The organism is Streptomyces sp. NPDC025651, assembly GCF_055558735.1.
The window spans coordinates 45,664-57,750 of sequence record NZ_JBVHLZ010000024.1; the positions used below are offsets into that span (position 1 = coordinate 45,664).

At 74.7% G+C, this 12,087-nt stretch carries 2 protein-coding genes and 1 pseudogene; all 3 read right to left on the reverse strand.

Annotated elements, in window-relative coordinates; translation table 11 throughout:
• Nucleotides 1-22 precede the first annotated feature (22 nt).
• Entirely contained in the window at nt 23-8,386 is an 8,364-nt protein-coding gene (locus ACZ4D5_RS43065) for a type I polyketide synthase (RefSeq protein ID WP_467778008.1), read from the reverse strand.
• A 53-nt stretch (nt 8,387-8,439) separates the two neighbouring features.
• Entirely contained in the window at nt 8,440-11,781 is a 3,342-nt protein-coding gene (locus ACZ4D5_RS43070; RefSeq protein ID WP_467778011.1) for a condensation domain-containing protein, read from the reverse strand.
• 12 nt (nt 11,782-11,793) lie between these two features.
• Nucleotides 11,794-12,069: pseudogene (locus ACZ4D5_RS43075) on the reverse strand (AMP-binding protein); the annotation flags it as partial.
• Nucleotides 12,070-12,087 lie beyond the last annotated feature (18 nt).

A 12,087-nucleotide genomic window follows, 5' to 3' on the forward strand; every position in this document is an offset into this window, starting at 1 on the left:
GCAGCTTCCCGTCGGTCATGTTTCAGGGCCTTCCCAGCTCATCGTCGATCAGAGAAAAGAGTTCGTCCGCGTCGGCCGCGGCAATCTGCTCGTCATGCGGCACCTCCACCGGGTCGCCGGGATCCGGTCCGACGGCCACCGCCCCGAGGAGCTCGATGAGGCGGTCGGTGACGGCCGCCCGCAGTCCGTCGTCGCCGACGCCGGTCACGCTGTGCGCGAGCCGGTCCAGGTCGGCGAGGACCGGGGGCCCGTCGGGGGGCGACGCCGGTGCGGGCGGGCTCGCCGGTGGCTCCGGGGCCGCCTGCGGCGCGGCGGCGGCAGGTTCCGGGGTGAGCCGCTCCAGCAGGTGCCTGGCCAGCGCGGCCGGGCTCGGGTGGTCGAAGGTCACCGTGGCGGTGAGGGTGACGCCGGTGAGGGTGGAGAGGCGGTTGCGCAGCTCCAGGGCCGTCAGCGAGTCGAAGCCGAGGGTGGTGAAGCCGCGGTCGGCGGGCACCTCCTGCGCCCCGGCCCTGCCGAGGACGGTGACGATCTCCGCCTGCACGAGCCGTCGCACCGTCAGCTCCCTGTCGCGCTCGGGCAGGGTGAGCAGCCGCTCCCGCAACGGCTCGGCGCCGCCCCGCGCCGTGCTCTCCCGCGCGGCCCTTGCCGGGACGAGCCCTTGGAGCAGCGCGGGCGGCTCGGTCCCGGTGTCGCGAAGTGCGGCGACGTCGAGCCAGGCGGGCACCAGGTGCGCCCGGTCCGGCGCGCCGAGGACGAGATCGAGCAGCGCGAGGCCGTCGTCCGTGGGCAGCGGCCGCATGCCCATCCGGAGCATCCGCTGCCGGTCGGCGTCGTCGAGCCGGTCGGTCATGCCGGTGCGCCGCTCCCACAGGCCCCAGCCGAGGGAGAGGGCGGGCAGCCCGGCGGCGTGCCGGTGGTGGGCCAGCGCGTCGAGGAAGGCGTTGCCCGCCGCGTAGTTGGCCTGGCCCGCGAGCCCCACCGTGGCGGTCACGGAGGAGAAGAGGACGAACGCCGTCAGGTCGAGGCCCGCGGTGAGGTCGTGCAGATGCCAGGCGGCGTCGACCTTCGGCGCCAGGACCGCGTGCAGCCGCTCGGGCTCCAGGGACAGCGTCGCGGCGTCGTCCATGCGTCCGGCCGCGTGCACCACGGCGCGCAGCGGCGCCGACGCGGGGACGTCCGCCAGGAGTTCGGCGAGCGCGGCCCGGTCGGTGACGTCGCAGGCGGCGACGGAGACGGCGGCGCCCTGCGCGGCCAGTTCGGCCACCAGCTCGTCCACGCCGTCGGCGGCCCGGCCGCTCCTGCTGACGAGCAGCAGGTGGCGTACGCCGTGCCCGGTCACGAGGCGGCGCGCCACGAGGGCGCCGAGCCCGCCGGTCCCGCCCGTGATGAGCACGGTGCCCTCGGGGTCGATGACCGGACGGTCCTGGTCGGGCGCCGGGACGGAGCCGCGGGCGAGCCTGGGGACGTACGACGTGCCGTCCCGCAGCGCCACTTGGGGCTCGCCGAGCGCCGAGGCGCGTGCCAGCTCCTCGGCGTCGGGTTCGGCGGAGTCGTCACCGGCGGCGTCGGTGTCCACGAGCACGATCCGGCCGGGGTGTTCGGTCTGGGTGGGTCGCAGCAGCCCCCACACGGTCGCCGCCGCGAGGTCGACGTCGTCGCCGGGCTCCACGGCCACCGCACGCCGGGTGGCGACGACCAGGCGCGAGGAGCCCTCGCCGTTCTCCTCCAGCCACTTGCGTACGTGGCGCAGCACGCGCTCGGCGGTCTCGTGGACGGCCGTGGGCACGTCCGCGTCGCCCGGCGTGACGGGCAGCACCGTCGTCGCGGGATCCCCTGGCTTCGCGGCGGCGGGCGCGGCGGCCTCGCGCCACTCCACCTGGAAGAGCCTGGGGTCGGTGCGCCGGGCGTCCAGGGGCCGCAGGGTCAGCGAGTCGACGCGGAGCACCTCGACCCCGCTGCCGTCGGCGACGTCCAGGGACGCCCTGCCCTCGCCCAGCGGCGAGATCCGCACCCGCAGCCGGGACGCGCCCCTGCGCGCGAGGCGGACACCGGCCCAGGAGAACGGCACCATCGTGCCGGGCTGTTCCAGGACCAGCGGGTGCAGGACCGCGTCGAGGAGCGCCGGGTGCACGCCGAACGGCCCCGGCTCCTCGCGCAGCGCCACCTCGGCGAGCAGGTCGTCGCCGTGGCGCCAGACGCGCTCCAGGTTGCGGAACGCGGGGCCGTACTCCAGGCCGCGCCCGGCGAGTTCGTCGTACCAGGCCGTGCGGTCCTGCGGCACGGCCCCTGGCGGCGGCCACGCCTCCGTCGCGACGCAGGCCTGCGCGGGCTCCGCGGCACGGACCACACCGGTGGCGTGGAGCTGCCAGGCCTCGTCGGCGGCGCCGAGGACGCGGCCGTGGACACGGACCGCCCGTCGGCCCGCGTCGTCCGGCGCGGCCGCCGTCAGCTGCACCTCGACCGCGTCGCGCTCGGGCACCACCAGCGGTGTGTGCAGCGTCAGTTCGTCGACGGTGTCGCCCACGCGCAGCGCCATGTCGAGCAGGGCGGTGCCGGGCACCACGGCCCTGCCGAGCACGCGGTGGTCGGTCAGCCAGGGCCGCGACCGCAGCGAGACGCGCTCCGTCAGGACGGTGCCCGCGCCGTCGGCGAGCTCCACGGCGTTCCCGAGGAGCGGCTGGTCGGCGGTGGCGTCGAGCCAGTGGCGGGTGCGCTGGAAGGCGTACGTCGGCAGGTCGTCGGCCCGGGGCGCGCCGGCGAACAGCCGCTCCCAGTCGACGTCGACGCCGCGCGTCCACACCTCGGCGACCGAGGCCAGGAACCGGGTGGGGCCGCCCTCGTCGCGGCGGAGCGACCCGCAGACCGCCGCGGTCCGCGCGGACCCGCCGTCCTCCAGGATCTCCTGGATGCTCATGGTGAGCACCGGGTGGGAGCTGACCTCGATGAACGTGTCGTGGCCCTGCTCGGCGAGCGCGGCCACCGCGGAGTGGAAGTGCACGGTCCGGCGCAGGTTGCGGTACCAGTAGCCGGCGTCCGCGAGGTCCTCGCCCAGCCAGTCGCTCCGCACGGTCGAGTAGAAGGGCACCTCGGCGGGGACGGGGCTCAACTCGGCGAGCACCGTGGCCAGTTCCTCCTCGATGCGCTCGACGTGGGAGGTGTGCGATGCGTAGTCCACCGGGACCTTGCGCGCCCGTACGCCCTCCTCCTGGCAGGCGGCGTGCAGTTCGTCGAGCGCCTCGGCGTCACCGGCCACCACGGTGGCGTTCGGGCCGTTCAGGGCGGCCACCGCGAGGCGGCCGCGCCAGCGCTCCAGGCGGGCCTCGGCCTGCGCGGCGGGCAGCGCGACGGACATCATTCCGCCGTGTCCCGCCAGGTCCCGCGCGATGGCCCGGGAACGGAGCGCGACCACGCGGGCCGCGTCGCGCAGCGACAGGGCTCCGGCCACGCAGGCGGCCGCGATCTCGCCCTGGGAGTGACCCACGACGGCGGAGGGTTCGACGCCGTACGCGCGCCAGAGCGCCGCGAGCGACACCATCACCGCCCAGGACGCGGGCTGGACCACGTCGACCCGCTCCAGGGTCGGGGCGTCCGCGGCCTGCCGCAGCACGTCCTCCAAGTCCCAGTCGACGAACTCCGCGAGCGCCGCGGCGCAGGACCGCAGCCGCTCGGCGAACACCGGTTCCGCGTCGAGGAGTTCCACGGCCATGCCCGCCCACTGCGAGCCCTGGCCGGGGAAGACGAAGACCACGCGGCCACCGGCGGCCCGTGCCGTTCCCGTGACCGAGCGCGGCGCCTTCGCGGCGCCCTCGACCAGCGCGTCGAGCCCGGCGAGCAGGTCGTCGCGGTCGGCGGCCACGACGGCGGCCCGGTGCTCGAACCGCGTGCGCGCCGTGGCCAGCGACCGGCCGACGTCGAGCGGGCGCAGCTCCGTGTGGGACACGAGGTGCTCCCGCAGCCGCGCGGCCTGGTCGGCCAGCGCCGCCTCGGTCTTGGCGGACACGAGGACCGGCACGGGAAGCGCGGCACGCGCCGACGCCCGCTCCTCCGGGGCCGGTTCGGCCTCGGCGGGCGCCTGCTCGATGATCACGTGGGCGTTGGTGCCGCTGATCCCGAACGACGACACCGCGGCCCGGCGGGGGCGGCCGGTCTGCGGCCACTGCCGCTGCTCGGTCAGCAGCTCCACCGCGCCCGACGACCAGTCCACGTGCCGCGAGGGACGCTCCACATGCAGCGTCCGCGGCAGCACACCGTGCCGCAGCGCGAGCACCGTCTTGATCACACCCGCCACACCCGCCGCCGCCTGCGTGTGACCGATGTTCGACTTCAACGAACCCAGCCACAGGGGCCGTTCGGCCTCCCGGCCCTGCCCGTACGTCGCCAGGAGCGCCCGCGCCTCGATGGGGTCGCCGAGCGTGGTGCCCGTGCCGTGCGCCTCCACCGCGTCCACGTCCGGCGCCGACAGGCCGGCCTGCGCCAGCGCGTCGCGGATCACCCGCTCCTGGGAGGGACCGTTCGGCGCGGAGAGTCCGTTGGACGCGCCGTCCTGGTTGGTGGCGGAGCCGCGCAGCACGGCGAGGACCTGGTGGCCGTTGCGCCGCGCGTCCGACAGCCGCTCAAGGACCAGCACGCCCACACCCTCGGACCAGCCCGTGCCGTCGGCCGCGTCCGAGAACGCCTTGCACCGGCCGTCCGCGGAGAGGCCGTTCTGCCGGGAGAACTCCACGAACATGCCGGGCGTGGACATCACTTCGGCCCCGCCCGCCAGGGCCAGGGAGCTCTCGCCCGACCGCAGCGACGCCGCCGCCAGGTGCAGCGACACCAGCGACGACGAGCACGCCGTGTCCACCGTCACCGCGGGGCCCTCGAACCCGAAGGTGTAGGCGATGCGGCCGGACGCCACGCTCGGCAGGCCGCCGGTCAGGGCGTAGCCGCCGAAGCTGTCGGACGTCTCGTGCAGCGGAGGGACGTACGACTGGTCGGAGACGCCCATGAAGACGGCCGTGCGGCTGTGGCGCAGGGACTCGGGGTCGATCCCGGAGCGCTCCAGGGCCTCCCACGAGGTTTCCAGGAGCAGCCGCTGCTGCGGGTCCATCGCGCGGGCCTCGCGCGGGCTGATCCGGAAGAAGTCGGCGTCGAAGTCCGGGGCGTCGTACAGGAATCCGCCGCTGCGGACCTGTCCTGTGGCCTCCGGCGCCACGTCCCAGCCGCGGTCCTCGGGGAACGCCGAGATGGCGTCCACCCCGTCGCGGACCAGCCGCCACAGGTCCTCGGGGGAGTTCACGCCGCCGGGCAGCCGGCAGCTCATGCCCACGATCGCGACCAGGTCGTCGTCCGGTGCCGGGCCCTGTACGGGCGCCGCGGTGTCCGGGGCGTCTCCCGCGAGCTCCTCGGTGAGGTGGCGCAGGAGCGCGGCGGGGGTGGGGTGGTCGTAGACGAGCGTGGTGGCGAGCCGCAGTCCGGTGGCCTGGCTCAGGCGGGTGCTGAGCTCGACCGCGGTGACCGAGTCGAAGCCGGTCTCCTTGAACGTGCGGTCCGCGGCGACCGTCTGCGGGTCGGTGTGCCCGAGGACGGCTGCCGCCTGGGAGTGGATCAGCGCGCGCAGGTCCCGCTCCCCCATGGCGGGTGTCTCGGCGTCGGACGCGTCCTGGGGCGGCGCGGGTGCCGGTGCCGCCGTCGGCCGCACGGCACCTCCGGTCGCCTCGGCGGCGATCCAGTGGGTACTGCGCTGGAAGGCGTAGGTGGGCAGCTCCACGGCGCGGGCGCCGGTGCCCTCGAAGACCGGCCGCCAGTCCACGGTGACGCCCCGCACGTGCAGCGCGGCCAGGGACAGGAGGAGGCGCCGCACGCCGTCCTCGGCGCGTCGCAGGGTGCCCTGCACCACCGCGTCGGCGGCGCCCTCCACGGTGTCGACGGTGGACTGGACGGCCATCGTCAGGACGGGGTGCGGGCTGGCCTCCACGAACACGCGGTGCCCGTCGGCGGCGAGAGCCCGCACGGCGTCCTCCAGGCGCACCGGTTCGCGCAGGTTCCGGTACCAGTACGCGGCGTCCAGGTCGGACGGGTCGAGGGGGCCGCCGGTGACGGTGGAGTAGAAGGCGACCTCGCGGCCTTGGGTGGTGACGTGCGCGGCCGCCCGCAGGACCTCCTCGCGGATCTCCTCGACGTGCCGCGAGTGCGAGGCGTAGTCGATGGGGACGCGTCGGGCGCGCACGTCACGGGCGCGGCAGTCGGCCACCACCGCGTCCACGGCGTCGACCGGTCCTGAGACGACGACCGCCCGCGGGCCGTTCACGGCGCCGATCGAGACCCGCTCCCACACGGCGTGCTCGATGGCCGCCTCGACGTCCGCCGCCGTCATCTCGACGAGCGCCATGCCGCCGCGGCCGGAGAGCCGGTCGGCGATGACCCGGCTGCGCTCGACCATGAGCCGCATGCCGTCCGCCACGGGCATGATCCCCGCCGCGCAGGCGGCCGTGATCTCGCCCTGGGAGTGGCCGACCACGGCGTCGGGGGCGATCCCGGCCGCGCGCCACACCTCGGCCAGGGACACCTGCACCGCGAAGAGCGCGGGCTGCATGACGTCCATGCGCAGCAGCGCGTCCTCGTCGGCGAGCGCGTCCCGCAGCCGCCAGTCCACCTGGTCGTCGAGCAGTCGCGCGCACGCGTCCATCCGGGCGGCGAAGACCGGCAGGCGGTCCCACAGGTCCAGGGCCATGCCGGCCCACTGCGGGCCCTGCCCGGGGAACGCCCAGACGACGCCGGACGCGGATCCCGCGGTGCCCTCCACCACGTGGGGCGACGGTTCGCCCGCGGCCAGGGCGGCCAGGCCGGCCAGGAGTTCGGCGCGGTCCGCGGCGACGACGACGCCGCGGTGCGCGAACACCGACCGGGTGGTGGCCGCCGTGTGTCCGACGTCCACGGGGCGCAGCTCCGGGTCGGCCGCCACGCGCGCGTGCAGCTGTCGTGCCTGGGCCCGCAGCGCGGCCCCGCTGCGGCCCGACACCACGACGGGCACCGCGGTCGGCTCGGCCCGCGCGGGGTCGTCCGCGGGCGCGGCGGGGGCCTCGCCCACCACCACGTGGCAGTTGGTGCCGCCCACGCCGAACGAGCTGACGCCCGCGAGCCGCGGCCCCTCGGGCCAGGGCCCGGTCGTGTCGTTGACCCGGAGCCCCAGCCGTTCCATGGGGATCGCCGGGTTGGGCTCGGTGTAGTTGAGGCTGGACGGCAGGGTTCCGTTCCGTACCGAGAGGGCGACCTTGATCAGGCCGATCACCCCGGCGGCGCCGTCCAGGTGCCCGATGTTGGTCTTGACCGAGCCGACGAGGAGCGGCTCCGCGTCCGGCCTGTCCTGGCCGAGCACGGCTCCCAGCGCCGCCGCCTCGACGGGGTCGCCCGCGCGCGTGCCGGTGCCGTGCAGTTCGACGTACCGCACCCCGGCCGGGTCCGCGGCGGCCCGGGCGTAGGCGCTGTGCAGGAGTTCCTGCTGGGCCTCGCCGTCGGGGACGGTGAGGCCCTCGCCGCCGCCGTCGTTGTTGACGGCGCTGCCGAGCAGGACGCAGTGGACGGTGTCACCGTCGGCGACGGCGTCCGCCAGGCGCTTGAGGACGACCATGCCGCCGCCCTCGCCGCGCACCGTGCCGTTGGCGCGCGCGTCGAAGGTGTAGCAGCGCCCGTCCGGGGACAGGGCGCCCGCCCGCGCGAAGGCGAGCGTGCCCTCCGGCGCGAGGTTCAGGTGGACGCCGCCCGCCAGGGCCAGCGTGGCGGCGCCCGACAGCAGGCTCTCGCAGGCGAGGTGGACGGCGACCAGGGACGAGGACTGCGCCGCGTCCACGGTGAGGCTGGGGCCGCGCAGGCCGAGCTGGTAGGAGACGCGGTTGGCGATCACTCCGCGGCTCAGGCCCGCCATGGAGTGGTGGGACACGGCGTCCCCGCCGTGCCGGTGGACGAGCGCGGCGTAGTCGTCGCCGGTGGCGCCGAGGAACACCGCGGCCTTGCCGCCGCGCAGGGTCTCCGGCACGACGGCGGCGTGTTCGAGCGCCGTCCAGCTCAGCTCCAGGGCCAGGCGCTGGCGCGGGTCCATCGCGTCCGCCTCGCGCGGCGAGATGCCGAAGAAGCCGCTGTCGAAGTCGGCGACGCGGTCCAGGAACCCGCCGCGGCGCACGCCTTCGAAGCCGGGCGCGCCGTCCGGGATCCCGTCCAGGTCCCACCGCCCGGCCGGCACGTCGGTGATGGCGTCCACGCCGTCGCGCAGCAACTCCCAGAAGGCGTCGAGGTCTTCGGCGCCCGGAACCCTGCAGGACATGCCGACGACGGCGACCGCACGCTCGGCCGCGTCGGCCGCGCCGGTCGGGTCGACCGCCCGCTCGGCCGGATCACTCGTGGACATGCCTGCTTCCTCTTCCGGTCGTTCCTGTTCGAGGTGGTGGGGAGGGTGCGTCGTCATGCGGTCGTGTCCGCCTCGGTGACGGTCTGTGCTCGCGTCCGCAGCCGGGCCAGGTCCGCCGCGGGGTCCGCCGCGATCTCCCGCAGCAGCCGCTCGTACGTCCGCGCCATGCGTTCGGCGGTGTCCCGCGTGAACAGGTCGGTGCTGTACTCCAGTTGGCCCTGCAGGCCGGTGTCCGTCTCCAGGGCGGTCAGGTTGAGGTCGTACTTCGCCGGTCCGGGGTCGGCGGCGACGGGGCTCACGGCCAGGTCCGCCGCTCCGGCCGCGTCGCCCGCCTCGGCCGCCGGGTTCGGCACCAGGTTGAACATCACCTGGAACAGCGGGGAGTACGAGGGATCGGCCTCCGGCGCCAGTTCCCCGGCCAGTTCGGCGAAGGGCAGGTCCTTGTGTTCGTGGGCCTCCCCCGTGACCTGCCGGGCCTGGGCGAGCAGGTCGGTGAAGACGCGGTCCGGGGCGATGCCGAGGCGGATCACCACGGTGTTCACGAAGTAGCCGACGAGCTGCTCCAGTTCGGCCCGCGGCCGGTTGGTGACGGGCGAACCGATGGCCAGCTCGCGGTCGTCCGCGTGACCGCCCAGGAGCACGGCGAACGCCGAGAGCAGGGTCATGTACAGCGTGCCGTCGTGTTCCTGGCCCAGCTGCCTGAGCCGTGCGAGCACGGACTGCGGGACGTCGAACGTGACCTTGGCGCCCCGGTAGGACTTCACCGGGCGGCGCGGGTGGTCCGTGCGCAGCGAAAGACAGGCGGGCAGGCCGTCCAACTGCCGCTTCCAGTAGTCGCGTTGGCGGTCGAGTACCGCGTCGTCCAGCACCTCGCGCTGCCAGCGGGCGAAGTCGGCGTACTGGAGCGGCAGTTCCGGCAGATCCGGCTCCTCGCCCCGGCTCGACGCGCCGTACAGGACCATGAGTTCGGTCAGCACGATGGTCAGCGACCAGCCGTCGAAGACACCCCAGGGGCGGGTGAGCACGACGACGTGCTCGTCGTCCGCGACCGGCACCAGGTGGATCCGCACCGCGTACGGGCCCTCCGGCGCGAAGGGACGGGTGCGTTCGTCCCTGAGCCACGCGGCGAGGGCGTCGTCCCCGGCGATCGGTTCGGTGACGGTCACCTCGAAGCCGGCGGCGTCGTGGACGCGCTGGACGACGTCTCCGTCGCGGCGCACATAGCCGGTGCGCAGTACCGCGTGGCGTGCGACGAGTGCCTGGACGGCGCGCGCGAAGGCGTCGCGGTCGACGCGTCCCGTCAGCCGGTGGGCCAGCTGCGCGTTGTCGTACGAGGCGTCCAGGTGCTCCGGGTGGCCGAGGAACCACAGGTCGCCCTGCTGGAGCGAGAGCGGCACCTCCTCGCCCTCCGCGACGGGCACGGCCGGCACGAGCGGCACGGCCTCGGCGGCGGACGGCTCGTCCTCCATCGCCGCGGCCATCTCGGTCACGGTGGCGCCCGTGAGGATCAGCTGCAGCGGCAGTTCGCGGCCCGTCTCCTGGCGTACGCGCAGGTTGAGCCGGACGGCGAGCAGGGAGTGCCCGCCGAGCGCGAAGAAGCTGTCCTCGATGCCGACACGGCTGACCCCGAGCACCTCTTCGAGGACGCGGCAGAGGGTCCGCTGGGTCCCGGTGCGCGGCGCGACGTAGGCCTCCTTGGCCACGGCGCCCTCGTCCGGGGCGGGCAGCGCCCGCTTGTCGACCTTTCCGTTGGGGGTGATGGGCAGCTCTTCGAGGAGCATGAACACGCTGGGCAGCATGTACTCCGGCAGCCGCGCGGACAGGTGCTCCTTGAGCGTGCGGGCCGCCGAGGGGCCCAGGTCGCCGATCCGCGGGAAGTTCGCCAGGTGCGCCTCGCGGTAGGGCGCGCGGGCCCGGACCGGAGGCAGGGCGTCCCGGCCGAAGACCAGGTCGAGGCCGTCGGGACGGTCCTGCGACCAGGTGGCCGCCACCTGGTAGCCGAGCTCTTCGGCGCGCAGCAGCACGGCCTCCAACTCGCGCACCTCGTCGGCGGCCTGCTCCGTGAGCCGGACGCCACCGGGAAGCGGGTCCACTTCGCGGGAGGGCGACCAGCGGGTCAGTCCCTCACCGACGCGCACGTCGTCGGCGACCCGGGGGTTGCGCAGGCCGCTGACGCCGAAGCGGTCGGGGGCGCCGTCCTCCAGGAGGGCGCCCAGCCGCTGGGTGGTGTCGGCGTCCAGCCACGTCAGGGGCTCGGCCGGGGTGCCCTTGCCCTTGGTCAGGACGACGTCGTAGCGGTAGGCGGACATCTCGTTGTCCTCGACGCCGCGCTTGGCCATGAGGTCGTACCCGCCGAGATCGGGGAAGCGCTCGGCGATGCGGGCGAAGTAGGTGGGGCTCAGGAGCAGTTCGCTCTCCTGCCTGCGGCGGCGGCGCACCTGTTCGGCGAGCGCGCCCGCCGTGGTGCGGCCTCCTGCGCGGCTGCGTTCGACGGCGCTCAGGTGGGCCGGGAGCAGGTCGAGGTTGCGTACGTCGCCGATGAAGATGCGGCCGCCGTCCTCCAGGAGCGGCAGCATCCGGGCGATCGTCTCCTCCAGGTAGACCCGGTTCGGGAAGTACTGCGCCACGGAGTTGAGCACGATCGTGTCGAAGGTCTGCCCGGTGAGGCGGGCCATCGACAGGGCGTCTCCCTGTTCCAGGGTGACGTGGCTCCAGCCGCGGCGCTCGACGCCCCGGCGGACGTCGGCGAGCGCCGATGCCGACAGGTCGAAGGCGTGCACCGCCTCGCAGGCTTCCGCGTAGCGGAACAGGAGCAGTCCGGTGCCGCAGCCGATCTCCAGCAGGCGCCGCGGCCGCAGCCCGGCGATGCGCCGGACGGTGCCGTCGATCCACTCGCGCATGCCGGCCTCGGGCACGGGCACGCCGGTGTAACTGCTGTCCCAGCCCGCCAGGTTGAGGTCGTCGGCGGCTTCGTCGCCGGTCCCCGCGTACTGGTCCTCGAAGACCCGCTGCCACTGGTCCAGGAGCGTGGCGTTCTGCTCGCGGGCGGCGTCGTCGAGCCACTGCGGCGTCGGGCTCACATAGGCGACGAGCGCACGGTCGTCGTCGGAGCCGCGCGGGACGACGACGCCGTGGGAGACCGCTTCGTGTCCGGCGAGGGCGGCCTCGATCTCGCCGAGCTCGATACGGAACCCGCGGATCTTGACCTGGTCGTCGTTGCGCCCCAGGTACTCCAAGGACCCGTCCGCCAACTGCCGCGCCAGATCACCCGTCTTGTACATCCGCGCCTCGGCACGACCACAGAAGGGATCCGACACGAACCGCTCCGCCGTCAACTCCGGACGGTTCAGATACCCCCGCGCCACACCCTCGCCACCGACATACAACTCACCCACGGCACCCAGGGGAACCGGCCGACCGTGCTCGTCCAGGACGTAGATCCGCAAGTCCGGGATGCGATGACCGATCGGGCTCGCCGAACCGTCCGCATCCGCCTCCGTGATCTCCCGATACGTGACATGAACCGTCGTCTCGGTGATCCCGTACATGTTCACCAGACGCGTCCCACCATTGACCGCACGCCGCATCCACGGCCTCAACGCCGCGACATCCAGCGCCTCACCACCAAAGACCACCACCCGCAACCGATGCGCCGCACCACCCTCACCCTGCGCCGCGATCAACTGCCGAAACGCACTCGG